This window comes from Acidovorax radicis N35 (genome assembly GCF_000204195.1).
In the GTDB taxonomy this organism is placed as follows: domain Bacteria; phylum Pseudomonadota; class Gammaproteobacteria; order Burkholderiales; family Burkholderiaceae_C; genus Acidovorax; species Acidovorax radicis.
In genome coordinates this window covers 233155-260097 of sequence record NZ_AFBG01000018.1, presented here as the reverse complement: position 1 = coordinate 260097, position 26943 = coordinate 233155, and the positions used below count along the sequence as shown (strand labels likewise).

24 protein-coding genes, 1 tRNA gene and 1 pseudogene are annotated in these 26943 nt (G+C 65.5%); 16 read left to right on the top strand and 10 right to left on the bottom strand.

Annotated features, from left to right (window positions below; genetic code table 11):
• Positions 1-44 precede the first annotated feature (44 nt).
• From ARADN35_RS0106810 to ARADN35_RS0106800, 3 genes are read left to right on the top strand one after another with little or no spacing between them, the layout of a single operon-like run.
• Positions 45-743: a response regulator transcription factor gene (locus tag ARADN35_RS0106810; RefSeq protein WP_010460431.1), complete on the top strand. Its 699-nt coding sequence runs from the start codon at positions 45-47 to the stop codon at positions 741-743.
• Positions 740-2206: a sensor histidine kinase gene (locus tag ARADN35_RS0106805; protein ID WP_010460430.1), complete on the top strand. Its 1467-nt coding sequence runs from the start codon at positions 740-742 to the stop codon at positions 2204-2206. The genes ARADN35_RS0106810 and ARADN35_RS0106805 overlap by 4 nt, the downstream gene beginning before the upstream one ends.
• On the top strand, positions 2203-2634 hold the full coding sequence (locus tag ARADN35_RS0106800; protein ID WP_029413597.1) for an RNA-binding S4 domain-containing protein: 432 nt from the start codon (positions 2203-2205) through the stop codon (positions 2632-2634). The genes ARADN35_RS0106805 and ARADN35_RS0106800 overlap by 4 nt, the downstream gene beginning before the upstream one ends.
• A 104-nt stretch (positions 2635-2738) precedes the next feature.
• Here ARADN35_RS0106800 and ARADN35_RS0106795 read toward each other — a convergent pair.
• From ARADN35_RS0106795 to cysS, 7 genes and pseudogenes are all read right to left on the bottom strand, one after another.
• Positions 2739-2831, bottom strand: a tRNA-Ser gene (locus tag ARADN35_RS0106795).
• A 45-nt stretch (positions 2832-2876) separates the two neighbouring features.
• Positions 2877-3417 (bottom strand): annotated as a pseudogene (locus ARADN35_RS26915) (ACT domain-containing protein); the annotation flags it as partial.
• A gap of 91 nt (positions 3418-3508) precedes the next feature.
• Positions 3509-4474 carry a tRNA lysidine(34) synthetase TilS gene (gene tilS, locus ARADN35_RS0106785; protein WP_010460427.1) on the bottom strand — a complete coding sequence of 322 codons (966 nt, stop codon included), beginning with the start codon at positions 4472-4474 and terminating at the stop codon, positions 3509-3511.
• A gap of 128 nt (positions 4475-4602) precedes the next feature.
• Positions 4603-6456, bottom strand: coding sequence for a methyl-accepting chemotaxis protein (locus tag ARADN35_RS25995; protein ID WP_010460425.1), 1854 nt, complete (start codon positions 6454-6456; stop codon positions 4603-4605).
• Positions 6457-6621: 165 nt separating this feature from the next.
• Positions 6622-7599 carry an acetyl-CoA carboxylase carboxyltransferase subunit alpha gene (locus ARADN35_RS0106775; RefSeq protein ID WP_010460423.1) on the bottom strand — a complete coding sequence of 326 codons (978 nt, stop codon included), beginning with the start codon at positions 7597-7599 and terminating at the stop codon, positions 6622-6624.
• An 87-nt stretch (positions 7600-7686) separates the two neighbouring features.
• Positions 7687-8358: a DNA-3-methyladenine glycosylase family protein gene (locus ARADN35_RS0106770; RefSeq protein ID WP_029413591.1), complete on the bottom strand. Its 672-nt coding sequence runs from the start codon at positions 8356-8358 to the stop codon at positions 7687-7689.
• A gap of 48 nt (positions 8359-8406) precedes the next feature.
• Positions 8407-9789: a cysteine--tRNA ligase gene (cysS, locus tag ARADN35_RS0106765; protein ID WP_010460419.1), complete on the bottom strand. Its 1383-nt coding sequence runs from the start codon at positions 9787-9789 to the stop codon at positions 8407-8409.
• A 212-nt stretch (positions 9790-10001) separates the two neighbouring features.
• Here cysS and ARADN35_RS0106760 point away from each other — a divergent pair, with 212 nt between their 5' ends.
• The 12 genes from ARADN35_RS0106760 (at position 10002) to ARADN35_RS28790 (ending at position 22736) form a co-directional block, all read left to right on the top strand.
• Positions 10002-11108, top strand: a complete 1107-nt coding sequence (locus tag ARADN35_RS0106760) for a nuclear transport factor 2 family protein (protein ID WP_010460417.1) — start codon at positions 10002-10004, stop codon at positions 11106-11108.
• Positions 11109-11190: 82 nt separating this feature from the next.
• Positions 11191-12477, top strand: coding sequence for a L,D-transpeptidase family protein (locus tag ARADN35_RS0106755; RefSeq protein WP_010460415.1), 1287 nt, complete (start codon positions 11191-11193; stop codon positions 12475-12477).
• Positions 12474-13055: a peptidylprolyl isomerase gene (locus tag ARADN35_RS0106750; protein WP_029413587.1), complete on the top strand. Its 582-nt coding sequence runs from the start codon at positions 12474-12476 to the stop codon at positions 13053-13055. The genes ARADN35_RS0106755 and ARADN35_RS0106750 overlap by 4 nt, the downstream gene beginning before the upstream one ends.
• A gap of 38 nt (positions 13056-13093) precedes the next feature.
• Positions 13094-13600 carry a peptidylprolyl isomerase gene (locus ARADN35_RS0106745; protein WP_010460411.1) on the top strand — a complete coding sequence of 169 codons (507 nt, stop codon included), beginning with the start codon at positions 13094-13096 and terminating at the stop codon, positions 13598-13600.
• A 163-nt stretch (positions 13601-13763) separates the two neighbouring features.
• Positions 13764-14573, top strand: coding sequence for a UDP-2,3-diacylglucosamine diphosphatase (locus ARADN35_RS0106740; RefSeq protein WP_010460409.1), 810 nt, complete (start codon positions 13764-13766; stop codon positions 14571-14573).
• Between the two features lie 36 nt (positions 14574-14609).
• On the top strand, positions 14610-15443 hold the full coding sequence (locus ARADN35_RS0106735) for a M90 family metallopeptidase (RefSeq protein WP_029413583.1): 834 nt from the start codon (positions 14610-14612) through the stop codon (positions 15441-15443).
• A gap of 266 nt (positions 15444-15709) precedes the next feature.
• Entirely contained in the window at positions 15710-17938 is a 2229-nt protein-coding gene (locus ARADN35_RS0106730) for an NHL repeat-containing protein (protein ID WP_139019176.1), read from the top strand.
• Between the two features lie 128 nt (positions 17939-18066).
• A complete protein-coding gene (locus ARADN35_RS0106725) occupies positions 18067-20283 on the top strand; it encodes an NHL repeat-containing protein (RefSeq protein ID WP_139019175.1) in 2217 nt (738 codons plus the stop codon).
• 230 nt (positions 20284-20513) lie between these two features.
• Positions 20514-21212, top strand: coding sequence for a helix-turn-helix transcriptional regulator (locus ARADN35_RS0106720; RefSeq protein WP_010460400.1), 699 nt, complete (start codon positions 20514-20516; stop codon positions 21210-21212).
• Positions 21202-21417, top strand: coding sequence for a hypothetical protein (locus ARADN35_RS28740; protein WP_010460398.1), 216 nt, complete (start codon positions 21202-21204; stop codon positions 21415-21417). The genes ARADN35_RS0106720 and ARADN35_RS28740 overlap by 11 nt, the downstream gene beginning before the upstream one ends.
• Positions 21414-22388, top strand: a complete 975-nt coding sequence (locus ARADN35_RS0106710; protein ID WP_010460396.1) for a threo-3-hydroxy-L-aspartate ammonia-lyase — start codon at positions 21414-21416, stop codon at positions 22386-22388. The genes ARADN35_RS28740 and ARADN35_RS0106710 overlap by 4 nt, the downstream gene beginning before the upstream one ends.
• Positions 22389-22562: 174 nt before the next feature.
• On the top strand, positions 22563-22736 hold the full coding sequence (locus tag ARADN35_RS28790; protein WP_010460394.1) for a hypothetical protein: 174 nt from the start codon (positions 22563-22565) through the stop codon (positions 22734-22736).
• A 49-nt stretch (positions 22737-22785) separates the two neighbouring features.
• On the opposite strand, the gene ARADN35_RS0106700 is transcribed toward ARADN35_RS28790, so the two are convergent.
• The 3 genes from ARADN35_RS0106700 to mdeB form a co-directional block, all read right to left on the bottom strand.
• The gene (locus ARADN35_RS0106700; RefSeq protein ID WP_029413571.1) at positions 22786-23019 is read right to left on the bottom strand and encodes a hypothetical protein; all 234 of its coding nucleotides are present in this window, start codon (positions 23017-23019) and stop codon (positions 22786-22788) included.
• Positions 23020-23141: 122 nt separating this feature from the next.
• Entirely contained in the window at positions 23142-23561 is a 420-nt protein-coding gene (locus ARADN35_RS0106695) for a GNAT family N-acetyltransferase (RefSeq protein WP_159103183.1), read from the bottom strand.
• 134 nt (positions 23562-23695) lie between these two features.
• Complete coding sequence (gene mdeB, locus ARADN35_RS0106690; protein WP_029413569.1) at positions 23696-26371, bottom strand: alpha-ketoglutarate dehydrogenase; 2676 nt, start codon at positions 26369-26371, stop codon at positions 23696-23698.
• A gap of 102 nt (positions 26372-26473) precedes the next feature.
• Between mdeB and ARADN35_RS0106685 the strand changes: the two genes are divergently transcribed.
• Complete coding sequence (locus ARADN35_RS0106685; RefSeq protein ID WP_010460387.1) at positions 26474-26941, top strand: Lrp/AsnC family transcriptional regulator; 468 nt, start codon at positions 26474-26476, stop codon at positions 26939-26941.
• Positions 26942-26943 lie beyond the last annotated feature (2 nt).

The following is a 26943-nucleotide window of genomic DNA, read 5'->3' as shown; positions in this document are numbered from 1 at the left end:
ACTCAGGGAAAACACTCATGCGCCCCGCACAATGAGACGGTGATATGGTGCCGCGCATGCAACTGCTTCTTGTTGAAGACGACCCCACCATGCAGGCCACGCTGCACCGCGCACTGACACGCCGTGGCATGGAAGTCACCGCCGTGGGAGACGGCCGTGCAGCACTCAGTCAATGGGCCGCCCGGCAGCCCGATGCGGTGATCCTGGACCTGACCCTGCCCGGGTTGGATGGTCTGCAGGTGCTGCAACAGGCCCGCTCGCGCGGACTGCGCACCCCCGTGCTCATCCTCACCGCACGCGGCACCGTGGGCGACCGCGTGATGGGCCTGAACGCTGGGGCGGACGACTACCTGCCAAAACCCTTTGATCTGGATGAACTGGAAGCGCGCCTGCGCGCCCTGGTGCGCCGCAGCGCCGACCCTGCCCCCGGCACTCCCATGGCGCCCAGCACCGTGCAGATCGGCGCCATCCGCTACGACAAGGACAGCGGCGCGCTCTACCTGAATGGCGAAGTGATGGAGCTGACACCGCGCGAACTGGCGCTGATGCACGCCTTGCTCGCCCAGCCAGGCCATGCCGTAACCAAGGAGCGGCTGTACGAACTGGTGTTCCCCGGCCAGCTGGATGTGCAGTACGAGGCCATTGAGGTCGTGGTGTACCGCCTGCGCAAGAAGATGGCAGGCACCGGACTGACCCTGATGACGTTGCGCGGGCTGGGCTATCTGCTGCGGGCCGACACATGACAGGATCAAAGGGCTCGCCCCGCCACCCTTCGCTGCGCCGTCGCCTGCTCCTGGGCATCCTGCTGCCAGTGGCGCTGTTCATTGGTTTCAACACCTATAGCCTCTATCAGCAAACCCTGGCCTCGCTCAATACGGCCTACGACCGTACCCTGCTGGCGTCGGCCAAAAGCATCAGCGAACAATTGGATGTGCGGGGCTACGACGACGCCGCGCAATTGCGCGCCATCGTGCCCTATTCAGCGCTGGAGGCCTTCGAGGCCGACAACCAGAGCCAGATGTTCTACCGCGTATCCACGCTGCGCGGTGAGATCGTGTCGGGGTTTGACGAGCTGCCTGTTTGGCGCGGGACCATCCCGGACCGGCCACCCTATGCCGCGCTGGTGGATTTTTATGACGACCGTTTCCGCGACCGCGACGTGCGCGTGGCCGTGCTGCTGCAGCCCGTGGCCAGTTCCGAAGGCCGCGCCATGGCCGTGATTCAGGTGGCCGAAACCCTGGAAGTGCGCGAAACACTGGCCCTGCAGATTCTGCGCAATACCTTGCTGCGCCAGGCACTGTTGATCGCCGTGATCGCGTTGACCGTGGTGCTGGTGGTGCAGCGGGCCATCCACCCCGTGCGGCAGCTGAGTCTGCAGTTGCAAGGGCGCAGGGAGGGCGACCTGAGCCCCATCGCCGCCCCGTCCACCCCGCGCGAGCTGCAGCCGCTGATCGATGCCACCAACGAGGTCATGCAACGCCTTCGCCACTTGCTGCGGCACCAAAAGCGCTTCGTGCGCGATGCCTCGCACCAGCTGCGCACGCCGCTGGCGGTGCTCAAGACCCAGGTGCAGTCTGCCTTGCGCGGCGATGTGGAGCCCCAGCAAGCACTGCAGGAGATCAGCGATACGGTGGACCGCGCCACGCAGCTGGCCAACCAAATGCTGGCGCTGGCCAAGGTAGAGCAGCTGCGCCAGCAAAGCACTCCCCCGGCCACGCGGCTGGACGAACTGCTGCGCACCGTGGCGCTGGAGATCTCGCCCTTGATCGCACAGCGCGACCTGGACTTCGGCATACACACCGAGCCGGCATTGGTCCAATCCCATGAATGGATGCTGCGTGAGCTAAGCCGCAACCTGCTGCACAACGCGGTGCGCCATGCCCCGCAGGGCAGCGAACTCACCGTGGACCTGCGCACCGACAGCCACCACGTGGCGCTGACCATCAGCGACCACGGCCCCGGCATCGACGATGAATTGGCGACGCGCCTCTTCCAGCCCTTTTCAGCAGGCGATGTGCGCACGGGCAGCGGCCTGGGCCTGGCCATTTGCCATGAGATCGTGCAAGCCCTCGGTGGCAGCATCGCTTTGACCAACCGCATGGTGGGCAGCAGGATGGCAGGGCTGGACGCCGTGGTGCGCCTGCCGCTGGCCGCGCCATCGGCTGACATGGGCGGCTCTATCCACGCGGCACAATCCCCCGTATGAACACCCTGGAGACAATGCGGCTCGACAAGTGGCTGTGGTGCGCCCGCTTCTACAAAACCCGCAGTCTGGCCACCGAAGAGATCGGCAAGGGCCGCGTCACGGTCAATGGCCAGCTGGCCAAACCCGCGCGGGATCTGCGCTGCGGCGACACCGTGGCCCTGCGCCAAGGGCCAGTGGCCCGCACCGTGCAGGTCCGGGGCCTGAGCGGGGCGCGCGGGCCCGCGCCGGTGGCGCAGCAGCTGTATGAGGAGACGCCCGACAGCATCGCCGCCCGCGAGAAGGCCGCAGAACTGCGCCGCCTGGCCCCCGAACCCGCCGCCACATTGCACGAAGGCCGCCCCACCAAACGCGATCGGCGCGAGATCGACAAAGTGAGCAACAAAGGGGGCGAGTGGGGCAGCCGCTGGAGTGCCTCCATCGACGAATGAGCGCAGCGTGGGCTTGCGGGTTTGCAAGGCTCTGCAAGACAGGCTGAAAAGACAGATGGCCCAAAGAAAAAAGCCCAAGTGAATGAATCACTTGGGCTTTATCTTGGCGGAAACGGAGGGATTCGAACCCTCGATGAGGCTCTACACCCCATACTCCCTTAGCAGGGGAGCACCTTCGGCCACTCGGTCACGTTTCCAATCCCGCTATTATGCCCCATTTCTGAGGCGCTTCTGGCGGTTTCGGCGGCTTCCTGGTCCAGCTCGAACGCCTTGTGCAGGCTGCGCACGGCCAGTTCGACGTCCTTTTCGTCAATCACGACCGACGTCTTGATTTCTGAGGTGGAGATCATCTGGACGTTGATGCCCTCTTCGCTCAGTGCGCGGAACATCTTGCTGGCCACGCCCACATGGCTGCGCATGCCGATGCCGACGATGCTGACCTTGCAGATCTTGGTGTCGCCAACGACCTCTTGCACGCCCAGTGCAGGCGCCACTTTTTCCTTGAGCAAGTCCACCGTGCGCGCACAGTCGCCGCGATGGACCGTGAAACTGAAGTCGGTCTTGCCGTCCTTGCCCACGTTCTGGATGTTCACGTCCACTTCGATGTTGGCCTCGGCCACTGCGCCCAGGATCAGGTAGGCGATGCCGGGCTTGCCGGGCACGCCCAGCACGGAGATCTTGGCTTCGTCGCGGTTGCAAGCGATGCCGGATACAACGGCTTGTTCCATTTTTTTCGTCTTCCTCACAAGTGATCAGTGTGCCGGACCCGGCTTCTTCGTGAACGATCCATGCCATTGGAATTGTTGGGGTGACGCCTCCGAAGCCACGGCGCCAGGCAAAACACGGTTGTGGCGCGCCGCCAATGTTCGTGCGATCAGGGGACCAAAACCTGGGGACTGTGCCAATCGATATTTGGCCCGGCCCGTACCACAAATCCACGCCCCACCTTGATGTGGATGCGGTGGCCGCGTGTTGTGCAGACGGCCACCTGATCCAGCAACTCGCCCAGCTGCGCCGCCGCGGGCGTGGTGTGGTGAAACTGGCGCAACCAGTGGCGCAGCACATTCGCCTGGCGCGTCCGGCTCAAGCCCTGCAGCGCGGTAATCTGCGGCGGTACGCCGACCTGTGCCAGATCCTGCTGCGCCAGTTCGCCCTGCAGTTCCGCCGCCTGCGCGGCGTTGGATGCCGAGCGGGCGAACGTATCGCGAAACGCGGGAAAGGCGGCCTCCAGTGCAGGCAACAGTTGTGCACGAATACGGTTGCGGGTGTAGCGCTGGTCGGTGTTGGTGGGGTCTTCCACCCAACCCTGCCCCTGCGCCCGCAGCCAGCTGCGGATGTCTATGGCGGCCACCGGCAGCAACGGGCGGTACCACACCACGCCGGCGCGTTCCCAGCGGGCAGGCATGGCGGCCAGCCCGGCAACGCCCGCGCCACGCGACAGCGCCAGCAGCAGCGTCTCGGCCTGATCGTCCGCGTGTTGTGCAATCGCTATTGATTTAATAGCTAATTGCGCTTTACTGGCAAGCGCTACAGCCTCAAAAGCCTTGTATCTTGCCTGCCTGGCAGCATCTTCGGGGCTCTGGCCAGGGGCGTGGCGGGCGTCCGGCCGCTCCACCCACAGCGGCACACCAAGGTCTTGGCACAAGGCAGCGCAATGTTGCTCGAACCCATCGGCCGCCGCCTGCAGGCCGTGGTGCACATGGATGGCCCGCACCTGCCCGGGCCAACGGCGCGCACAGGCCAGCAGCAGTGCCGTGGAGTCGGCCCCGCCGCTCAGCCCCACGGCCAGCGGCAGTGCGGGCGCAAACGCCTGCATGGCAGCATCGAACGATTGGGTCATTCCGGCACCCGGCCTGCGCCACGAAACGGTGGTGCCGCATCAGGTGCACAAAAGCAATGGACAGGGCGGGAGTACATGGGCGCCGATTATCGCGGGCGCCCTCCCTTCTTCTCACACTCTTTGCCCCATCAAGCAACCGGTGCAGACAAACGCGGTGCGACATGCGAGGCATCGGAGGACAGACGGAACGTGCCCACCACCTCCGACAGCCGCACCGACTGGTCCTTGAGGCTCTGCGCGGCTGCGGCGCTTTGCTCCACCAGCGCGGCGTTCTGCTGGGTCATCTGGTCAAGGTGCGATACCGCCTGCCCCACCTCGTTGATGCTCGTGCTCTGTTCGTTGGTGGATGCCGTGATCTCGGCCATGATGTCCGTCACGCGCTGCACCGAGGTCACGATGTCGTTCATGGTGGTACCCGCGTCGTGCACCAGCCGCGAGCCGTTTTCCACCTGTTCCACCGACGCGCTGATGAGCTGCTTGATTTCCTTGGCAGCCTCCGCACTGCGCCCGGCCAGGCTGCGCACTTCACTCGCGACCACTGCAAAGCCACGACCTTGCTCGCCGGCGCGTGCAGCCTCCACCGCCGCATTCAGCGCGAGGATGTTGGTCTGAAAGGCAATGCCGTCGATCACGCCAATGATGTCGTTGATCTTGCGCGACGCGGCGTTGATCTGCTCCATGGTGGTCACCACGTTGCCCACCACCTGTCCGCCGTGCTGCGCCACGCTGGACGCCTGGGCCACCAGCTGGTTGGCCTGCCGGGCAGAGTCTGCGTTGTGGCGCACGGTTTCGGTCAGTTGCTGCATGGAGGCCGAGGTCTCCTGCAGGCTAGACGCCGTGAGCTCGGTGCGCCCACTCAGGTCCTGGTTGCCGGTGGCAATCTCTTCGGCGGCCACACGCACCGAGCTGCTCGCATCGCGGATCTGCGCCAGCACCCCCGAGAGCTTGCCCGCAAAGCTGTTGAAGCTGGCGGCAATTTGTGCCAGTTCGTCCTCGCCCTGCGCGTCGATGCGGCGCGAGAGGTCCCCGTCGCCCGCACCGATCTCGTGCATGGCGTCGCGCACCAAGGTCAGCTGGCGCAGGCGCCGGGTCAGGATCACGCCGAGCAGCCCCACGGCCACCACCAGAACCAGCACGCTGGAGACCAGGGATGTGGCCAACATCGAGCGGATGGGAGCCATTGCCTCGCTCTCATCCAGCGCCACCACCAGCATCCACGAGGTGCCCGCAATGGGGACCACGCTCAGCAGGCGGCTGCGCCCCCCAATGTCTGCTGGCAGCAGGGTGCTGCTGTCTTTGGCGGCTGCCACCAGTTTGTCGATGGCAAGGTCTTTGGAAAGCTCCGCAATGGGCTTGAGGGTGAGCGCCTGATCGCGGTGGGCAATGATCTTGCCATCGGCTGCCACCAGGAAACCGAAGCTCTGGGGCGTGGGCCGGATGGAGGCTACGTTGGCCACCACCGACTCCATGTAGACGTCGCCCGCCGCTACGCCCTTGAGGGCTGTGCCTGCGCCGACCGGAGTGGCGAACGTCACAACAAGCTTCTGGTCAGACGCTGAAATGTAGGGTGGCGTGACCACCGATGTGCCGGCCTGCGCCGCCTGTTTGTACCAGGGCCGCGCAGTGGGGTCATAGTCGGCGGGCAAATTGCGCGCTTCGGAAAACACATACTTCTTGTCGGCATAGCCAAAGTAAGCCGTGCTGAACTTGCCTGCGTCACGCAGCAGGGCCAGCGGCTTGGCGGGCTCGGGCTCTTCAAAGGCGGTGACGGACGCAGCGATGATCGCGGCCTTGGCCCGGGCCCACTCCTCGATGGTCTCGGCGTGGCTTTTGGCGGTAGCCAGCCCCTCTTCAGCCAGCGAGATCTGTGCCTGCCCGCGCGCCGAAAGGTAGTTGACCAGGGTCAACACCAGCAGGGCAGCGATCATGCACATGGCAGACAGCGCGAGGATCTGGCCCTTGAGAGTCTTCAGAAGCGACATGGAGCACCCCTTCATCCAACCGCACGGGCGGCCGTGGGCCATGTTACATCCGGTATCAGGCTGTGCGCCAGTCGGGGTAAGTGCGCAGGGCGCCAGGTTCTGGCTGCAAAAACAACAACGGCCCCGAAGGGCCGTGGGCGCAATGCGCGAGAGACTGCCAATCGCTCAGCGGCTGTCGGCCTTGGTGTCGCTGAAGCGGCCGTAGCTCTGCAAGCGCTCGTAGCGGCGGTCCAGCAGGTCTTTGGTCTTGAGGTCGGCCACCTGACGGAACGCGTCGCCCAGCGCGCGCTTCAGAAAGGCGGCCATCTGCTTGTGGTCGCGGTGGGCACCGCCCACGGGCTCGCTCACGATCTTGTCCACCAGACCCAGGGCCTTCAGGCGGTGGGCGGTAATGCCCAGGGCATCGGCAGCCTCCTGGGCTTTGTCGCTGGTTTTCCAGAGGATGGAGGCGCAGCCTTCTGGGCTGATGACCGAATAGATGGCGTACTGCAGCATCACGACCTGGTCGCCCACGCTGATGGCCAGTGCGCCGCCGGAGCCGCCTTCGCCAATGATGGTGGTGATGATGGGCACTTCCAGCTGCGCCATCTCGAAGATGTTGCGGCCGATGGCCTCGGACTGGCCGCGCTCCTCGGCGTCAATGCCGGGATAGGCTCCGGGCGTATCCACAAAAGTGAACACGGGCAGCTTGAACTTCTCGGCCGTTTTCATGAGGCGCAGGGCCTTGCGGTAGCCCTCGGGCTTGCTCATGCCGAAGTTGCGCATCGCGCGCTCCTTCGTGTCGCGCCCCTTCTGGTGGCCCAGCACCATGCAGGCGTGGCCGTTGAAACGCGCCAACCCACCCACGATAGACAGGTCGTCTGAATAGTGGCGGTCGCCATGCAGTTCGACAAAGTCGGTGAAGATGTCACGCACGTAGTCGAGCGTGTAGGGACGCTCGGGGTGGCGGGCAATCTTCGTGATCTGCCAGGGCGACAGTTCGCTGTAAATGTCTTTGGTGAGTTGCTGGCTCTTCTTGCTCAGCTGGTCGATCTCTTCCGAGATATCGACGGCACTCTCGGTCTGCACGTAGCGCAGTTCTTCGATTTTGGATTCGAGTTCAGCAATCGGCTGTTCGAAATCCAGAAAGGTTTTTTTCGCCAACGTTTTTCTCCTAGGGGATCGCGACGGTTGCGGCTGCCATGAATGGCACGCACTGTAACCGACGGTTAACGAGTTTTCTAAAGCGCGTCAGTTAGCAACGGGCAATGGGTCGAGCGAGCGCCAAATATACCAAGTCGCCACACTGCTCCAGGGCTTCCAGGCCTCGGCCACCTCGCGGGCGTCGCTGCGGCTGACGGGGTCGCCCGAGAAATAGTTGTGGCTGATGCCGGCGATCAACCCTGGGTCGTCCAGGGGCAATACGTTGGGCCGCATCAGATAGAAGATCAGGAACATCTCCGCCGTCCAGCGGCCAATGCCGCGGATGGCGACCAGCTCGGCAATGATGGCTTCGTCGTCCATCGCCGCCCAGTCCTTCACGTGCAGCTTGCCTTCTTCAAAGTGGATGGCGAGGTCCACCAGGTAGTCCACTTTGCGGGCCGACAGGCCGGCAGCACGCATGTCGTCGATTTTCAGCTTGAGCACGGAGGCGGGCTTCATGCTGCGGGGGAGCGCAACAAAACGCTCCCACACGGTCTGCGCGGCCTTCACCGAGACCTGCTGGCCCACGATCGACCGCGCCAGCGTGGTGAACGCGTCGCCGCGTTTCTGCAATGCGGCATCGCCAAACTGCGGGATCAGGCGCTTCATCACCCGGTCCTTCTTCACCAGGTGTTTGCACGCCTCGGACCAGTAGTCGGGCGTGGCCAGCGCGGGTTCTGCAACCAGGGCATCTGGCGCTATTTTTTTAGTAGCAGCCACCGCAAACCCTGTCTGCCGCAGGGGCGTTTTTCACTAGAGATTTGAAGATCACTGCGCAGCTTCCCAGGTGGTGCCTGCGGCGGAGTCCTTCAGCACGATGCCCTGGGCCAGCAGCGCATTGCGAATGCGGTCGGCCTCCGCGAAGTTCTTGGCCGCCTTGGCCGCAGCGCGGGCCGCAATCTGCGCCTGGATGTCCGCCTCGTCCACCCCGCCCGCCCCCGCCTGCAGGAAGGTTTTGGGGTCACCTTGCAAGATGCCCAGGCAATCTCCGAGCGCCTTGAGCAGTCCCGCCAGCCCGGCTGAACGTGTCTTGTTGACTTCACCGGCCAGGTCAAACAGCACGGCCACCGCCTCGGGCGTGCCGAAGTCTTCGTTCATTGCCGCCTTGAAGCGCGCGGCGTGAGGGTCGGCCCAATCAATGCTTGCCACATCGGCGGGTGCCACCAGGCTCAGCGCGGTGTACAGGCGCTTCAAGGCCTGGCGCGCGTCGTCCAGATGGGCATCGCTGTAGTTCAGCGCACTGCGGTAGTGGGCGCGCACGATGAAAAAGCGCACCGTCTCCGCGTCGTAGGTATTGAGCACGTCGCGGATGGTGAAGAAGTTGCCCAGGCTCTTGGACATCTTCTCGTTGTCGACCCGCACGAAGCCGTTGTGCACCCAGAACTTGGCCAGCGGCTTGCCGGTGGCGCCCTCGCTCTGGGCGATCTCATTTTCGTGGTGCGGGAACTGCAAATCGGCCCCGCCGCCGTGAATGTCAAACGTCTCGCCCAGCGTGGCGCCGCACATGGCAGAGCATTCGATGTGCCAGCCAGGGCGGCCGGAGCCGAATTCGCTGTCCCACTTGGCCTCGGGCGGCTCCTCGGGCTTGGAGGACTTCCACAGCACGAAGTCGAGTGGGTCTTCCTTGCCGTCGAGCACCGCCACGCGTTCACCCGCCCGGAGTTCATCGAGCGACTTGCCCGACAGCTTCCCGTAGCCGTCGAACTTGCGCACGGAATAGTTCACGTCACCGTTGCTGGCGCGGTAGGCCAGGCCCTTGCCTTCCAACTGGCCGATGAGCGAGAGCATCTGGGGCACGTATTCGGTGGCGCGGGGTTCGACCGAGGGCGGCTCGATGCCCAGCAGACCGATGTCCTGGTGCATGGCGGCGATCATCTCGTCGGTGAGGGCGCGGATGGTGATGCCCCGCTCCAGCGCGCGCTTGATGATCTTGTCGTCAATGTCCGTGATGTTGCGCACATAGGTGACGCGGTAGCCACTGCTTTTCAGCCAGCGCTGCACGACATCGAACGCCATCATCATGCGGGCGTGCCCGATGTGGCACAGGTCATAGATGGTCATGCCGCACACATACATGCGCACATGGCCAGGTTCGAGCGGGGAAAAGTCTTCCAATGCACGCGACAGCGTGTTGTAGATGCGCAAACTCATGGGATTTCAGTAACGGAGACTTGATGGGGTGGGCGAAATGAGCCCCGGCAGCAGGGGGCGGCGGCCCCTTGGTGGGGGTTGGCCCAGCGAGGGGCCTCTAGCGAAATCACCCGCGGCAACAGCGTACCGTCATGACAACCCCCTCAGCTACAATCCGCCGCAGTATAAGCCCCCGCCCGGGACAGACGCTGCCCAACACCTTTGAAGCCCCCATGAAGCAAGTCCGCCGCACACTTCCACGCCTCCTGCGCCTGCTGGCACTGACCGCGCTTGTGGGCACTGGCGCGGCCCAGGCCGACGACTACACGGAAATCACCCAGCTGATCAAGGCCGGCAAGCCCGCCGACGCGCTCGCCAAGGCCGACCAGCGTCTGGCAGCCAACCCACGCGACCCGCAGTTGCGCTTCCTGCGCGGCGTGGCGCAGGCAGATTCGGGCAAGCCCGCCGATGCCATCACCACCTTCACCAAGCTGACGGAAGAATATCCCGAGCTGCCCGAGCCCTACAACAACCTGGCAGTGCTTTACGCCAACCAGAACCAGCTGGACAAGGCCCGCACGGCACTGGAGATGGCGATCCGCACCAACCCCAGCTACGCCACCGCCCACGAGAACCTCGGCGACATCTACGCCAAGCTCGCCAGCCAGGCATACAACAAGGCGCTGCAGCTCGATGCCACCAACGCTAACTCCGTCAAACCCAAGCTGGCGCTGATCCGCGAATTGTTCGCACCCGATGCCACCGGCAAGCCAGGCCGTCCTGCTGCCACCGCACCCGCTACCGCGCCGGCCCCCGCCATAGTGGCCACGCAGCGGCCCGCGCCAACCGCAGCCGCCCCAGCGCCTGCACCGGCCCCGGCGGCAGCCCCCACACCGGCACCAGCGCCAGCTCCCGCCGCTACACCCGCTCCTGCGACAACCCAAACCCAGGCGGCTGCCGCAGCACCCGCCACCGCCCCAGCAGCGGCGAGCGACGCTGCCACCGTCCAGGCCGTCACATCCGCCGTGCAGGCATGGGCCACCGCCTGGTCCTCCAAAGACATGCCAGGCTACCTGGGTGCCTACGACAAATCCTTCGATCCACCCGGTCGCCAGACGCGCGCCGTCTGGGAAAAAGAGCGCGAGGCGCGCATCGTGGGCAAATCCAAGATCAGCGTCCAGCTATCCGATATCAGCGTTGCGGTCAATGGCAGCAAGGCCACTGCCCGCTTTCGCCAAGCCTACACCGCCGATGCTCTCAATGTAACCAGCCGCAAGACGCTGGATCTGGTGAACCACAACGGCCGCTGGACCATCGTCCGCGAATCCACCGGCGGTTGACCTTGAGCCCCGACCGGGCCTGCGCCTGCAGCGCGGGCGTTTTCTGCGGCCCGCCCCTGAAGGCCTGAACCTGAAACCGCGCATGTTTGTGGAGCTGTCCGCACCAGGCCGCTGTGCCGCGGCTGGCACTTTTTTCCTCGCCGCACTGCTGCAGGCGGCGCCCGCGCACGCCCAGAGCGGCAAGGTCGGCCGCACAGCCGCCCCCTCTGCGGCAGAACCGGCCACCGCCAAGTCGCCCGACCTGCGCGACGGACAGGCGGAAACCCGCCTGCTGGCGGTTTACAAGCTCATCGCGGAAGGCCGCAGCCGCGAGGCGCTGGCCCAGGCAGAAACCCTGGCGCGCGACTATCCCAACTTCCAGCTCGCGCAGCTGGCCGTGGGCGACCTGCTGATGTCACGCACACGGCCCATCCGCCGCATGGGCGATGTGCCAGAACCCGACACGGCGCGCAGCCTGCAGGTGGCCACCACCCTGGAAGAACTGCGCAACGAGTCGCGCCAGCGCGTGGACGCCCAACGCAGCCGCCCGCCAGCACACAGTATTCCAGCCCAGTTCCTGGAGCTCTCGCCCCGCTCGCGCCATGCGATTGCCGTGGACGCTTCGCGCTCACGCCTGTATCTTTTCGAGAACACCCCCAAGGGCCTGCAGCTGATTGCGGACTACTATGCCTCGGTGGGCAAGCTGGGCATCGAGAAAAACCTGGAAGGCGACCAGCGCACGCCGCTCGGGGTCTACTTCATCACCAGCCGGCTGGACCCCGCCACGCTCAAGGACTTCTACGGCGCAGGCGCCCTGCCCATCAACTACCCCAACCCCCTGGACCAGAGCCGGGGCAAGACTGGCAGCGGCATCTGGCTGCACGGCACGCCGCCCGACCAGTTCGCCCGCGCCCCGCTGGCCACCGATGGTTGCCTGGTGCTGGCCAACCCCGACCTGGAACGCATTCTGCGCACCGTGGAGCCCCGCTCCACGCCCGTGGTCATCGCCCGCCAATTGCAATGGGTGGCACCGCACGCCGTTCAGGCAGACCGCAAGTCTTTCGACGCGGTGCTCAACGCCTGGCGCAGCGCCAAGACCGAAGGCGACATGAAGCGCCTGCTGGGCTTTTACGCACCGGATTTCCAGAGCTACCGCAAGAAGCCGCTGGAAGAATGGTCCCAGGTGCTCAAGACCGAGACCCGCGCACTGCGGGGCAGGGAACTACACCTCAAGGACAAGTCTTACCTGCGCTGGACAGATTCCGCCGACACCATGGTGGTAACGTTCGGCGAAGTCGCCGAAGGCGCCCGCACGGGCCCCGTCAAGCGCCAGTACTGGGCGCGGCGGGGCCAACAATGGCAGATATTTTTCGAAGGAGTGATTGGATGATTTCCAGAAGAAATTCGACCCTGGCGCTTGCCAGTGTTGCGCTAGCAGCTATGTTTTCAGTAGCATCCGTTCATGCGGAGGATGCCCCCAAGGTCAAGCTGTCCACCTCGATGGGCGACATCGTGGTCCAGCTCGATCCTGCCAAGGCGCCCAAGACGGTCGAGAACTTCCTGGGCTACGTCAAGGACAAGCACTATGACGGCACAGTGTTCCACCGCGTGATCGACGGCTTCATGATCCAGGGCGGCGGCTTCACCGCCGACCTGATCCCCAAGCCCACCAAGGCCCCGATTCCCCTTGAAGCCAGCAACGGCCTCAAGAACGACAACTACACCATCGCCATGGCGCGCACGGGCAACCCCAACTCCGCCACGTCGCAGTTCTTCATCAATGTGAAGGACAACGCCATGCTCAACGCCCCCAGCCCGGACGGCCATGGCTATGCCGTGTTCGGCAAGGTGGTGAGCGGTAACGACGTGGTCGACAAGATCAAGGCCGTGGCCACGGGCAACAAGGGCCCGCACCAGAACGTGCCCACCACCCCCGTCACCATCAACTCCGCCACGCTGGTGAAGTAATCCCTTTTTGTTGATTCATTGATCGAAAGAACCTTGCCATGAGCAACCCCCAAGTCGAACTGCACATTGCCGGCTACGGCGTCATCACCCTCGAACTCGACGAAGCCAAGGCCCCCAAGTCGGTGGCCAACTTCCTGTCGTATGTGAACAAGGGCCACTACAACAACACCATCTTCCACCGCGTGATCCCCGGGTTCATGGTGCAAGGCGGCGGTTTTGAGCCCGGCATGAACCAGAAAAACTCTGACGCGCCTATTGAGAACGAAGCCAACAACGGCCTCAAGAACGCCAACTACACCGTGGCCATGGCCCGCACCAGCGACCCGCACTCGGCCACAGCCCAGTTCTTCATCAACGTGGCCGACAACGGCTTCCTGAACCACACCGCCCCCTCGGCCCAGGGCTGGGGCTATGCCGTGTTCGGCAAGGTGGTTGGCGGCGCCGACGTGGTGGACAAGATCAAGGCCGTGAAGACCGGCCGCAAGGGTTTCCACGACGACGTGCCGAAGGAAGACGTGATCATCGAGAAGGCCGTCGCCCTCTGAGCATGGCATCCCCCTGTGGCGCTGCGCGCTTTCTCCTTTCTCACGCAACGCTGCGCGCTGCGGGAAGGGGGACGACGCCCTCGCAGCGGGGCGGCCCTTGCTCGGCGTCTGCCGCCGAGGCCGCGCCAGTGTCGGCCGCCAGTTGCACGCTGCAGCGCAAGGAATGAACCATTCAGGCCCCGCCGTGACGACCGTGCCCCGGTTCGAGGAGCTTGCCGCTCCCTCGCACTGGCGCACGGTCGAATTCATTTCGGACCTGCACCTGCAGGCCAGCGAGCCCGCCACTGTGGCCGCGTGGCAGCACTACCTGGCAACCACCGAAGCGGATGCCCTCTTCATCCTGGGTGATCTGTTCGAGGTCTGGGTGGGCGACGACGCCATTGCCGAGACCGGCAGCTTCGAGGCCGAGGGCTGCGCGGCCCTCAGGGCGGCAGCCCAGCGCCTGCCCGTGTATTTCATGCACGGCAACCGCGACTTTCTGGCGGGCCCAGCGTTCCTTGCGCAGTGTGGCATCACGGGCCTGGCAGACCCGACCGTGTTGACCTTCGCTGGTCAGCGCTTCGTGCTCAGCCATGGCGACCTGCTGTGCCTGGACGATGTCGAGTACCAGCGCTTTCGTTTGCAGGCCCGCAGCGCCGAATGGCAACAGCAGTTTTTGGCACAGCCCCTGGCCACCCGCCGTGCGCAGGCACGCGGCATCCGCCAGGAGAGCGAGGCGCGCAAGCAGTCCGGCGTCACCTACGCCGACGTAGACGGCCCCGCAGCCATCGCCTGGCTGCAGGCGGCCCAAGCAAACACCTTGGTCCACGGGCACACCCACCGCCCAGCCGACCATCAGCTGGCTTCGAACCTGCAGCGCGTGGTGCTGAGCGACTGGGACGCTGCAGCATTCCCGCCCCGCGCGGAAATACTGCGTTTGTCCCGCGCGGGCTTGGAACGGCAGCCCCTGGCCCCCAAGTACGAGCGATCCTGAACTGTGCGGGGTTTCACTTCCCGCTGCTCGATCGCCATGCCACCTCTTTTCAACCGGCTCTGGAGCCGTGTCCGCGCCACGGTGGCCCCTGTGCCCGACATCTCCGCCGCCCTGTGGCTGCAGACCCTCCGGCGCTACCCCTTTTTGGCGGCGCTGTCGCTGCATGACCAGGCCAAACTGCGCGCGCTCAGCGCCCTCTTCCTGCACCACAAGGAATTCCACGGTGCCCACGGCCTGGTGGTGACCGACGCCATGGCCATCGACATTGCGGCGCAGGCCTGCCTGCCCCTGCTGCACTGGGGCGACCCGGCGAAGGCGCTGGACTGGTACGACGATTTCGTGACCATCGTGCTGCACCCCGGCGAGGCGGTGGCACGCCGCAAGACGGTGGACGAAGCCGGCGTGGTGCATGAACACACGCAGGTGCTGCTGGGCGAGGCCATGGAACGCGGCCCCATCATGCTCAGCTGGGAGCACGCCTCCAACGGGCGTGAGAACACTGAGCGCGGCCACAACGTGGTGGTGCACGAGTTCGTTCACAAGCTCGACATGCGCAGCGGCGAGGCCAATGGCTGCCCACCGTTGCCCGCTGGTTTCCTGGGTGCACGCACCGGCCGCGCTGCCTACGAGGCTTGGTGGAATGCCTGGGAGCCGGCCTATGAACAGTTCCGCGAGCGTGTGATCCTGGCCGAGCGCTTTGGCGCCGAACGACCCTGGCTGGACGCGTATGGGGCCACATCGCAGTCCGAGTTCTTTGCGGTGGCCTGCGAGGCATATTTTGTGAACCGGGATCGGTTTGCGCAGGAGTTTCCAGGGCTGATGCCGGTGCTGGACGCGTTCTTTGTTACTGAAGATTCCGCCCGCTCCTAACAAAAGCCCAGAGCGTGGCGCAACAAACCTCTGCAACTCCCCTGCCGAACTTGCTACACCAAAGCAATTGCCTTGGGCGACCCAGCAGCCTTTTGGGCGACCCACGCATGCGCTTGACGGGCTTGGCGAAGAATTGTGTTTCTGTTTGAAACGATTTGAGCCCTAGACCTTCCTTTTTGCGCCTCATTTTCTAATGAGGCGCTACTGTTGTGCCTCTGCCGCCATAGCTGCATGGTGTCACTAACGAACGATATCTGGGAGTTTTCATGTCTGGCATTTCATCCAGGGATCGGCTCAGGCGCGTTGGCGCGCTGGCCGCATTGGTGGTCACGTTGCTCAATGCTTGCGGCGGGGGTTCCGGGGATTCTTCGGGGCCTTCGGCCCCGCCTCCCCCTCCACCCCCTCCTCCGGCCCCGGCCACGGCCCTGTCGCTGCTGGCGGGCAATGCCGATGGCGCGGGCACCCAGGACGGGCCCGCCCCGGGCGTCGCCCGCGTGGGGGTCGATGTGGGGGGCATGGCCGTCACGCCCCAAGGTGACGTGGTCTTCCTGGACACGGGCAACCACCGGGTGCGCAAGCTCAACGCCGGCTCCGCGCACATCACCACCGTGGCAGGAGGTGGCGGCTGGGTGCGCACCGGCGCCGTGTCCAACCATGCCGACGGCGACGGCCCCGCTGCCCGCTTCTACCAGCCCAAGGCGGTCGCGGTGGACACCGCCGGCAACATGTATGTGGCCGACACGGAAAACCACCTGGTGCGCAGGATCAGCCCCACCGGAGCGGTGACCACTCTGGCTGGCAAGCCGGGCGTGTGCGGCAACCAGGATGGCACGTCCGACACCGCGACGTTCTGCCGGCCTTCCAGCATTGCCGTGGACAAGGCCGGTACCGTGTACGTGGCGGAAACCAGGCCGTCGTCGACCACCTTGTCCGCCGCCAATCCCATCCGCAAGATCTCCACCACCGGCCAGGTGAGCACACTGACCAGCAAGGCCAGTGAGTACCCGACGTCCATCTTTTTCTCCGGCCCCCCGATCCAGATCTACTACCCGGTACATCTGGCCACCGACTCCACGGGCGCCCTGTATGCCGCCGACCCCAACGACCACGTGGTGCGCCGGTATGCGACCGACGGCCAGGCCACTGTGGTGTCGGGCACCGTCGGCCCCAACAACCAGGGCACCACGGACGGCACGGCCTCGCAGGCGAAGTTCGGCGCCTTCAAGGCGATGGCGTTCGACGCGGCAGACCGCCTGTTCGTGCTGGACAACACGGGCCTGCCGGCCATCCGTCGCATTGGCAGCGACGGAAGCGCAACCACTCTGGTGCGCGCACAGGGATGCACCGAGTCCCGTGCGCCGGGCAGCCTGTGCCTCGCCAACCAGATGACGGTCAGGCCTGATGGCAGCTTCCTTGTCTCCGAATACGGGATGCAAGGCAACACGTTCCAGTACTCGCAGCTGCGCAGCTACTCACCCCAGGGTACGTCGACCCTGGTGGCCGGCCTTGCCTCCGCGCCGGGCGCGGACGACGGCCAGGGCGGCAGCGCCCGGTTTGACGCCCCAGGTGCCTTGGCGTGGAGCCCTTCGGGCACGCTGTACGTGCGCGATGACGGCAACCGGTCGCTGCGCACCGTGATGCCGGACGGCGTGGTGCGCACCTTGGGTACACCGGGCGGGCACTGCACCACGGTGGGCGGGCTGGGCAGCGAGGTGCTCTCCAGTTTTACCGCGCCCCTGGCCACCGATGGCGCAGGCGCTCTCTACACCCTCCAGGAAGCGCGCGTTTTCAAGACCAGCGCTTGCCAGACGGCGCTGTGGGCGGACCTCAAGCCTCTGCTGGACAAGGTACCGACCTTCTTCACCAGCGTGGCCTCGGGCATCGCCGCCGACCGGACGGGCAATGTCTACGTGTCCACGTTCAAAGGCACCATTCACAAGATCGATGCCAAGGGCGAGGTGACCTTGCTCGCCGGCAGCCTGGGCACCGTCGGGCATGCGGACGGACAGGGTGCGGCGGCGCAGTTTTCCGCACTGGGCAACATGGCCACAGATGCGGCCGGCAACGTGTATGTGGTTGACGGCCTGTTCCACGAAGTCAACAAGATCGGACCCACCATCCGCAAGATCACACCGTCGGGCATGGTCAGCACCCTGGCAGGCAACCCCGCGGCTGCGCCGGGCTACGCGGACGGCACTGGCGCCGCCGCAGTGTTCACGGTGGACCTGGGCTTCAGGTACCCGCAGCAGACGGCCGCGCTTGCCGTGGACGCGCAGGGCAATGTCTACATCACCGACGGCGCCCACCACGTGGTCCGCCGCATCACTCCGGACGGCCGGGTCAGCCCGCTGGTGGGGCAGTTCGGCGCATCCGGCTTTGCGGCGGGCGATCCTCCAGGCCTCATCCACCGGCCGGCTGGGATTGCGGTGCGCGACAACATGCTCTATTTCTCCATGCCCAACGCCGTGGCACAGGTGAAGCTGCCGGCGCAGTGAGCCTGCCACGCGCGCAGCGCGGCCCAGCGCCGCCCGATGCGCTATGGCAGATCGTCACATCGACACACCGGCGTGCGGCCCCCGCCGCACGTTCCAGACCCCTTTATTCATCCCAAAGGAACACCACCATGCAAGGTTCCCTGTTTAGTGTCCCTCGGCCGCCCATGGCGCTGTTGGCCTCCTTGGCCGTTGCGGCGCTCGTGTCCTGCGGCGGAGGCTCTGGCGACACGTCGCCCCCGCCGCCGCCTCCGCCCCCATCCACTCCCCTTGCCCTTCTGGCCGGTACGACCGAGGGGCCGGGCACGCAGGATGGCCTAGGGACCGCAGCCAAGCTCAGCACCGAGAGCGGCGGCATGGCACTGACACCCACCGGCGATGTACTGATCGCCGATCCGGGCAACCACACCATTCGCAGGCTTTCGCCCACCGGGCAACTCACCACCTTCGCGGGCGGCGGCCCCACCCGCAGCGATGCCAGCAGCCCGGGGCCACGGTATCTGGACGCCGCAGGCACCGCCGCACGCTTCAACGCGCCGCAGGCCGTGGCCGTGGACACGGCGGGCAACACCTATGTGGCCGACACCGGCAACCACCTGGTGCGCAAGATCGACGCTTCCGGCAACGTCACCACGCTGGCAGGCCAGGAGGGCGTGTGCGGCAATGCCGATGGCACGGGCACGGCGGCAACGTTGTGCAGCCCCACCAGCATTGCCGTGGACAAAGATGGCAATGTCTATGTCTCTGAATGGGCACCTTTGACGCAGACCCTGCCTGCCGAGCCCACGGGCAACCCCATCCGCAAAATCACACCAGCCGGCGTGGTCAGCACCGTGGTGTTCAAGGTCAGCCAGATTCCGACGCCAGGACAAGGGCGCAACAACCCTGCGCGCTTCTACCCGGTGCAATTGGCGACCGACTCCGCCGGGGCCTTGTACGCCGCCGATCCCAACGACCATGTGGTGCGCAAATTTGCGTTCGGTGGACGGGCCACGGTGCTCTCAGGCACCGTGGCCCAGGGCAACGCTGGCCATGTGGACGGTTCGGCATCAGCGGCCAAGTTTGGCGAACTGCAAGCCATTGCCATAGACCGCTCCAACCGGATATTTGTGCTGGACAGGCACCTGGGCACGCCGCTGCGCGAGATCGCTGCCGATGGTTCCGTCACCACCGTGCGGCGCGCAGCGGACTGCGCCTTCGGCGCCGATGGCCTGCCGCCTGCCTTTTGCGCTGCCAAACGCCTCGCGGTGGATGCCCAAGGGCGCTTCCTCGTCACCGAAAGCAGCGCGTCCAGCAGTTTCCAAAGCTACGCACTGATCCACCGCTACCCCCGCGATGGCGCTGCCGACTTGAAAGTGGGAACGGCACCCAGCCCTGGCTGGGCCGATGGCAGCGGGAGCACAGCCCGGTTTGACGGCCCGGGGGCGCTGGCCATGGGCAAATCAGGCACCCTGTATGTGCGTGACCGTAACAACGCAGCTATTCGAACCATTCAGCCGGATGGCATGGTAGGCACCCTGGGCAGGGTTAAAAACCCGTGCTCGCAAATCACGGGGCCAATCAACGAAGTCGCCTTCTGCGGCCCTGAAGCACTCACCGTGGATGGTGCCGGAAACATCTACTCCTACTCTCTCAAGCGCATCCTGAAGGCCACGCCCGCAGGCAACGTCGCAGTTTTTGCGGACCTGTCCGCTCAGTTAAATGCCATCCCAGCATTTCTGGATCTTGGCATCACGGGCCTGGTCGCCGACGATGCGGGCACCTTGTACGCATCGTCGCTGCAAGGCGTGATCTTCAAGATCAACCCGACCGGTGCCGTCAGCCTGTTTGCAGGCAACCCCAACGCACGGGGGCATGCAGACGGCCCTGCCGGTTCGGCGCTGTTCGCAGGGCTGGGCAGCATGGCCCTGGACCCGGCAGGCAATCTGTATGTGGTGGATGGGGTTTACCACTTCATCACGGGCGTGGGCCCCACCATCCGCAAGATCACGCCTGCTGGCATGGTGAGCACCCTGGCGGGCCGCGCTAACGTGCCGCCCGGACTTGTGGACGGCCCGGTATCGCAGGCACAACTGACGGTGGAAAAGCTTGCTGCACTCTCCGACTCCCGGGCGCACCTGGCGGCCGATGCCAAGGGCAACGTCTATGTGAGTGACCCCATCCATCGCGTCGTGCGCAAGATTGGGGCAGATGGCCAGGTCAGCACGCTGGTGGGCCAGCCATGGGGCCAGGGATTTGCGGCGGGAGACCTGCCCGGCCTCATTGACGAACCCTGGGGCCTTGCCGTGCGCGACACCACGCTCTTCATCTCCACGTCCAACGCCGTGGCGGCCGTCAAACTGCCCTGACGAATAGGCTGGGGCCCTTGACGCCCAGAGGCGCCAAGGGCCGCGTGGGCAATCCATCGCGAGCACTGCGGTGAAGCTGCCCACGTGACACCGGCGCGCAGTGGGGCTGGCGGTCACGGGCAAGGTGCGGCAACCCCCGGCACGGGTCCACCTCGGCAGCCAGATCAGACATCATTTAGACAATTTTTCCAGATTTTGACAATTTATCCATTTTTAGATAAATTGTCGAAATGCCAGACAAGAAGTCCAATCGACTGCCCCCGCCCGCAGGCGCAGCCCAGCGTGCACCCACCACCCGCGCCCCGAAGCGCACTCCCGACCAGGCCGCACTGCTGAGCCAGATCGAACAGGTCGCCCAAGGCCTGGCCGCCACCTTTGCCCCATTTTGCGAGGTGGTGGTGCATGACTTGCTGGACCCCAAGCATTCCATCCTCGCCATCCACAACAACCTGTCGGGCCGTGGCGTTGGCGACCCCACCACCGAGCTGGGCCTGGCGCGGATTGCCGACCCCGACTACCCGCAGGTCATTGCCAACTATGCCAACCAGTTTGCCGACGGCCGCCAGGCCAAGAGCACGTCTGTGGGCATCAAGGACACAGCGGGCAACTACATCGCAGCGCTGTGCCTCAACGTGGACCTCACCCTGTTTCGCAGCCTGCAAAGCGTGGTGGGCCAGTTCACGTCCATCGATGGAGACACCGGGCTCAGCGAGTCGCTGGACCCTGCGGGCGCCGATGCCATTCGCCAGCGCATCGACCAGTTTGCCGCGCGCCTGTCCACCGCACCGCGTGCGCTCAAGGCCGCAGAGCGGCGCGCCCTGCTGCGCGAGCTGAAGGACTCGGGCTGCATGGAAGTGCGCCGCGCGATGGAAGTGGTGGCGCAGCATTTGGGCGTCTCGCGTGCCACGGTGTACGGCGATGCCAAGTAGTCGCCCTGCCCGTCCCGGCACGCAGGCCCAGCTTCTGCTGCAGGACACCCACCAGATCAGCGGCCTGCTGCCCCGCACCCGGCTGTTCGTGGATGACGCCGCACAGTCCCAGTCTATTGGCGAAGCGCAATGGGAGCCCAACCAGCCCTGCACCGAACTGGGCAACCTCCACCCTCTTTTTCATCCCACCGGCCCCTTCCCATGACCACTGCCCCTCCTGCTCTCCCTACCTACGACGACGTGGTGGCCGCTGCCGGCCGCATAGCAGGCCATGCCCACCGCACGCCCGTGCTCGCCTCGCGCACCATCAACGCCGAGTGGGGTGCACAGGTGTTCTTCAAGTGCGAGAACCTGCAGCGCATGGGTGCCTTCAAGTTCCGGGGTGCGTTCAACGCACTGGCCCAATTTGACGCGGCGCAGCGCAAGGCGGGCGTGGTCGCTTTCTCGTCCGGCAACCACGCACAGGGCATTGCGCTGGCCGCGCGCGAGCTGGGCATCCCTGCCACCATCGTGATGCCACAAGACGCGCCTGCCGCCAAGGTGGCCGCCACCCAAGGCTACGGCGCCAACGTGGTTTTCTACGACCGATACACGCAAGACCGCGAGCAGATCACGCGCGACCTGGCCGAACGCAATGGGCTGACCCTGATCCCGCCCTACGACCATGCCGACGTGCTGACAGGCCAGGGCACGGCGGCCAAGGAGCTGTTCGAGGAGGTGGGCCCGCTGGATGCCTTCTTCGTCTGCCTGGGTGGCGGAGGCCTGCTGTCGGGCTCGGCCCTGGCCACGCGGGCGCTATCGCCCCACACCAAGCTGTATGGCGTGGAACCCGCAGCAGGCAACGACGGCCAGCAGTCGTTTCGCAGCGGCGCCATCGTGCACATCGACACCCCGCAGACGATTGCCGACGGCGCGCAGACCCAGCACCTGGGCAACATCACCTTCCCCATCATCCGGCGCGATGTGGACGATATCCTGACCGTGACGGACGAACAGCTGGTGGACGGCATGCGGTTCTTTGCCGAACGCATGAAGCTCATCGTGGAACCCACGGGCTGCCTGGGTTTTGCAGCCGCGCGGGCCATGCGCGATGAACTCAAGGGCCAGCGGGTGGGCGTGCTCATCAGCGGCGGCAATGTGGACCTGGCTCGGTTCAGTGCGCTGGTGTCTGCGTAACCCGAGCCCGCCTTGCCGCCAGGACCTGCCCCTGCACACAAACAGCCCGCTCTCGGACATCGACACGCCTGCGGCCCTCATTGAGCTGCCGCACATGCCGCACAACATCGCCCGCATTCAGCAACCCATGAATGCACTGGGCGTGCGGTTTCGCGCGCACGCCAAAACCGCCAAATGCACCGCCGTGACGCGCGCCAGGCGGCGGTGGGTGCGCAGTGCATCACGGTGTCCACACCCAGAGAATCCGGGCAGTTTTTTGCGGGCGGCGTGACAGACATCCTCTATGCGGTGGGCATGATGGTGCCGCACAAGACTGCCGCACGTGCTGGCGGGGCCGCAGCGCGGTAGTACCGCCACGGGACAGAAGCCCCAAAGAACTTGGCCCGGACAGCGACGCTCAGGGCGACAGCGCGTGCTCCACTGCCAGCTTGGCTTCTTCCAGGCTGCTGAAAAACCGCGTGGCCTGGGGCAGGGCCTTCGGCAGATGGGAGGGTGCCGGCCACAAACGCTCATCCGTCCAGCCCGCTGTCCAACCGCCAATATCTTTGCGCTTGACGAAGCAGACGGCTTGCCCGCTCACTGTCGCTATCCAGGTGGTAGGTGGATCGTGGTCCCACGTGACGTTTGCCATGGTGCCCTCCAACGGTTGCTGCAACACCAGTGTAGGAACGCTCATGTCCCGCGGGCACTGGGGGTTCCCCGACTGCGCCACAAAACCGTGCGCCCATGACACGCACACAAGCGCGGGAAAAACTACAGCCTCTTCCCCAGCATCACCACCCGCCCCTTGCGATAGCCCAAGCCCTCATAGAACCCAAACGCCGGCGCCTCCTCCAAGGTCTGCAAGTTCATGCTCACGACTTCGTCGCGCCGCAACACATCCTCCAACGCGCGCATCAGCGCAGACCCAGCGCCTTGCCGCTGCATATGCCCGGCAACGCACATCTCCTTGATGTGAAACGTCCATCCGTTCACCCACCGCTCTTTCCATCCCAACACCATCGCGACCGGAGCCTCCTCGACCAGCAAGGCCATTCCACGCGCAGCCGGAAAGGCCATGAATGCCGCGAGCCGCTCCACCACAGCGGCACGCTCCCATCCATCGTTCCAGGGCGGTGCGTTGAAAACGCCCAGGTACAAGTCCGCACAGCAGGCGATGTTCTCGGCGGTCAAGGCCACAGTGGGAAAGGGCTGGGTCATAGGGAACAAAGGCAAACTAAACACAGGGCGGCAAGCGTAGCGCACCACGCTTTCCGCCCCGTATGCGGCCATTGATCATCCCAACGAAAGGCTTGCGCCCTGCATGCTCACCGGGCGGCCGTGGCCCCCAGAGCAAACTTCGCAGCCCGCACCACCGCCGCCGCATCCACCCCAAAGAACGCCCGCAACGCCGCCCGCGTATCGCTGCGCCCGAACCCATCCGTCCCCAGCGTCAGGTACTTGCGCCCCTCCGGCACAAAGGCGCGCACCGTCTCGGGCACGGCACGCACATAGTCGGTCGCAGCGATCACCGGTCCGCTGGTGGCGGTCAGTTGCGCTGCAAGCCAGGGGGTACCCGGCTTATCTTCTCCTGCGATGGCGCGCTGCTCGCACGCCACGCCATCGCGTGCCAGCTCACTCCAGCTGGTCACGCTGAGCACCGTCACCTCCACGCCCTCGGCGGCCAGAAGTTCGGCGGCCTTCACCACCTCGGTCAGGATGGCGCCTGAGCCCATCAAAGTGACAGATTTTGATGGAATCGTGCTCTCGCGCTTATCTGACAAGCGTGAGTAGCTCTTAAAAACATAGCATCCGCGCAGCACCCCTTCTGCCGCACTGGCGGGCAGGTCGGGCTGTGCGTAGTTCTCGTTCATCAGCGTGACGTAGTAGAAGACGTCGCGCTGCTCGGTCACCATCTCGCGCATGCCGGCGTCGATGATCACGGCCATCTCGCCCGCATAGGCCGGGTCGTAGGCCTTGCAGTTTGGGATGGTCGCTGCCACCAGGTGGCTGCTGCCGTCCTGGTGCTGCAGGCCCTCGCCGCCCAGCGTGGTGCGGCCCGACGTGGCGCCCAGCAGGAAGCCGCGCGCACGCTGGTCGGCGGCGGCCCAGATGGCATCGCCCACGCGCTGGAAGCCGAACATCGAGTAGTAGATGTAGAGCGGCAGCATGGCCAGGCCGTGCACGCTGTAGCTGGTGGCCGCGGCCGTCCAGCTGGCGATGGCGCCGGCCTCGCTGATGCCTTCTTCCAGGATCTGGCCGTCCAGCGCCTCGCGGTAGCTCAGCACCGAGCCGATGTCCTCGGGCGCGTAGCGCTGGCCCACGCTGCTGTAGATGCCGACCTGCTTGAACAGGTTGGCCATGCCGAAGGTGCGCGCCTCGTCGGCCACGATGGGCACGATGCGCGGGCCCAGCGTGGCGTCCTTGAGCAAGCTGCCGAGCATGCGCACGAAGGCCATGGTGGTGCTCATCTCCTTGCCATCGGCCTGCAGTGCGAACTGCGCGTAGCTCTCGATGGCCGGCACGGGCAGCGCCTCGCAGGCCGTCTCGCGGCGCGGCAGGTAGCCGCCCAGGTTCTGGCGGTGGGTGCGCAGGTAGAGCATCTCGGGGCTATCTTCGGCGGGCTTGAAGAACGCGAGGCTCGTGGCCTGCTCGTCGGTGAGCGGCAGGTTGAAGCGGTTGCGGAACTCGATGAGGTCGGTCTCGTCCAGCTTCTTCTGGCTGTGCGTGGTCATCTTGCCCTGGCCGGCCGTGCCCATGCCGTAGCCCTTCTTGGTGTGCGCCAGGATCACGGTGGGCTGGCCCTGGTGGCGCGCGGCGGCGGCATACGCGGCGTGGATCTTCACCAGGTCGTGCCCGCCGCGCTTCAGGCGGTCGATCTGCTCGTCCGTCATGCCCTGGGCCAGGGCTGCGAGCTCGGGGTTCTGGCCGAAGAAGTTGTCGCGGTTGAAGCGGCCGTCCTTGGCGGCAAAGGTCTGCATCTGGCCGTCCACCGTGCCCTCGAGCGTGCGCACCAGCGCACCGGTCAGGTCGCGGGCGAACAGGCCGTCCCAGTCGCTGCCCCAGACCAGCTTGACCACGTTCCAGCCCGCGCCGGCGAACAGCCGCTCCAGCTCGTCGATGATGCGGCCGTTGCCGCGCACCGGGCCGTCCAGGCGCTGCAGGTTGCAGTTGACCACCCAGACCAGGTTTTCGAGGCCCTCGCGCGCGGCCAGGGTCAGCGCGCTCATGCTCTCGGGCTCGTCCATCTCGCCGTCACCAAACACGCCCCACACCTTGCGCCCCGCGCAGTTGAGCAGGTTGCGGTGCGTGAGGTAGCGCATGAAGCGCGCGTGGTAGATGCTGCTGATGGGCCCGATGCCCATCGACCCGGTGGGGAACTGCCAGAAGTCCGGCATCAGCCAGGGGTGCGGGTAGCTCGACAGGCCCTGCGCGCCCGCACCCGGCGCGGTGAGCTCCTGGCGGTAGTGCATCAGGTCCTGCTCGGACAGACGGCCTTCCATGAAGGCGCGCGCATACACACCGGGCGCGCTGTGCGGCTGGAAGAACACCAGGTCGCCGCGGTGCTGCCCCTCGCCCACGCCTTCGCGGGCGCGGAAGAAGTGGTTGAAGCCACTCTCGAACAGGTCGGCCGCGCTGGCGTAGCTGGCGATGTGGCCGCCCAGTTCGCCATAGGCCTGGTTGGCGCGGACCACCATGGCCAGTGCGTTCCAGCGCACGATGGACGCCACGCGCTCTTCCACCGCCAGGTCGCCCGGGAACACGGGCTGGTCCTGCACGGCCACGGTGTTGACATACGGCGTGTTCAGGTCGGGCTGCCAGCCGATGCGCTGCGCGCGCGCCACCCGCACCAGCTCCTGCAGCATGTGCCGCGCCCGCTCGGGGCCTTCGGTGGCGACCAGCGCCAGGAAGGCATCGCGCCACTCGGCGGTTTCTTCGGGGTCGGCGTCCGGGGTGGCGCCGGGGGCTTGCTGCAGCAGGGCGTGGGGGGTGAGGGCGTTCATGGTGAACACTGTAGCGAGGCTTCGCCCAAATGAGTTGCCGTTCTGGCTTCCGTCCATCGCCACCATGGCACTTTGTGCCGCAAAACCCATAAACTGCAGCACATGAAACTGGACACCCTCGATTTGCGCATTCTGGCCGAGCTGCAGGCTGACGGATCTTTGTCCAACGTGGAGCTGGCGCGGCGCGTGCACCTGTCGCCCTCGCCGTGCCTCGCGCGCGTGAAGGCGCTGGAGGCTGCGGGCGTCATCAGCCGCTATGTGGCGCTGGCCAACGCGGCGGCGCTGGGGCTGGGGCTCAATGTGTTCATCAGCATCAGCCTCAAGACCCAAAGCAAGGAAGCCCTGGCCGACTTTGAACGCCGCATTGCCGAGCACGACGAGGTGATGGAGTGCTACCTGATGAGCGGCGACAGCGACTATTTGATCCGCGTGGCGCTGGCCGACATCGGTGCGCTGGAGCGTTTCATCCTGGAGCAGCTTGCGCCCATTCCTGGCGTGGAGAAGATCCGGTCGAGTTTTGCCCTCAAGCAGGTGCGCTACAAGACAGCGCTGCCGCTGCCCCGGGCATAGCG

What these genes read in the sequence shown, in the direction of transcription:
- ARADN35_RS0106810 (WP_010460431.1), top strand. Translation starts at nt 45, where the DNA reads ATGGTGCCGCGCATGCAACTGCTTCTTGTTGAAGACGACCCCACCATG.
- ARADN35_RS0106805 (WP_010460430.1), top strand. Translation starts at nt 740, where the DNA reads ATGACAGGATCAAAGGGCTCGCCCCGCCACCCTTCGCTGCGCCGTCGC.
- ARADN35_RS0106800 (WP_029413597.1), top strand. Translation starts at nt 2,203, where the DNA reads ATGAACACCCTGGAGACAATGCGGCTCGACAAGTGGCTGTGGTGCGCC.
- tilS (WP_010460427.1), bottom strand. Translation starts at nt 4,474, where the DNA reads ATGACCCAATCGTTCGATGCTGCCATGCAGGCGTTTGCGCCCGCACTG.
- ARADN35_RS25995 (WP_010460425.1), bottom strand. Translation starts at nt 6,456, where the DNA reads ATGTCGCTTCTGAAGACTCTCAAGGGCCAGATCCTCGCGCTGTCTGCC.
- cysS (WP_010460419.1), bottom strand. Translation starts at nt 9,789, where the DNA reads ATGAGTTTGCGCATCTACAACACGCTGTCGCGTGCATTGGAAGACTTT.
- ARADN35_RS0106760 (WP_010460417.1), top strand. Translation starts at nt 10,002, where the DNA reads ATGAAGCAAGTCCGCCGCACACTTCCACGCCTCCTGCGCCTGCTGGCA.
- ARADN35_RS0106755 (WP_010460415.1), top strand. Translation starts at nt 11,191, where the DNA reads ATGTTTGTGGAGCTGTCCGCACCAGGCCGCTGTGCCGCGGCTGGCACT.
- ARADN35_RS0106750 (WP_029413587.1), top strand. Translation starts at nt 12,474, where the DNA reads ATGATTTCCAGAAGAAATTCGACCCTGGCGCTTGCCAGTGTTGCGCTA.
- ARADN35_RS0106745 (WP_010460411.1), top strand. Translation starts at nt 13,094, where the DNA reads ATGAGCAACCCCCAAGTCGAACTGCACATTGCCGGCTACGGCGTCATC.
- ARADN35_RS0106740 (WP_010460409.1), top strand. Translation starts at nt 13,764, where the DNA reads ATGAACCATTCAGGCCCCGCCGTGACGACCGTGCCCCGGTTCGAGGAG.
- ARADN35_RS0106735 (WP_029413583.1), top strand. Translation starts at nt 14,610, where the DNA reads ATGCCACCTCTTTTCAACCGGCTCTGGAGCCGTGTCCGCGCCACGGTG.
- ARADN35_RS0106730 (WP_139019176.1), top strand. Translation starts at nt 15,710, where the DNA reads ATGTCTGGCATTTCATCCAGGGATCGGCTCAGGCGCGTTGGCGCGCTG.
- ARADN35_RS0106725 (WP_139019175.1), top strand. Translation starts at nt 18,067, where the DNA reads ATGCAAGGTTCCCTGTTTAGTGTCCCTCGGCCGCCCATGGCGCTGTTG.
- ARADN35_RS0106720 (WP_010460400.1), top strand. Translation starts at nt 20,514, where the DNA reads ATGCCAGACAAGAAGTCCAATCGACTGCCCCCGCCCGCAGGCGCAGCC.
- ARADN35_RS28740 (WP_010460398.1), top strand. Translation starts at nt 21,202, where the DNA reads ATGCCAAGTAGTCGCCCTGCCCGTCCCGGCACGCAGGCCCAGCTTCTG.
- ARADN35_RS0106710 (WP_010460396.1), top strand. Translation starts at nt 21,414, where the DNA reads ATGACCACTGCCCCTCCTGCTCTCCCTACCTACGACGACGTGGTGGCC.
- ARADN35_RS28790 (WP_010460394.1), top strand. Translation starts at nt 22,563, where the DNA reads ATGCACCGCCGTGACGCGCGCCAGGCGGCGGTGGGTGCGCAGTGCATC.
- ARADN35_RS0106700 (WP_029413571.1), bottom strand. Translation starts at nt 23,019, where the DNA reads ATGGCAAACGTCACGTGGGACCACGATCCACCTACCACCTGGATAGCG.
- mdeB (WP_029413569.1), bottom strand. Translation starts at nt 26,371, where the DNA reads ATGAACGCCCTCACCCCCCACGCCCTGCTGCAGCAAGCCCCCGGCGCC.
- ARADN35_RS0106685 (WP_010460387.1), top strand. Translation starts at nt 26,474, where the DNA reads ATGAAACTGGACACCCTCGATTTGCGCATTCTGGCCGAGCTGCAGGCT.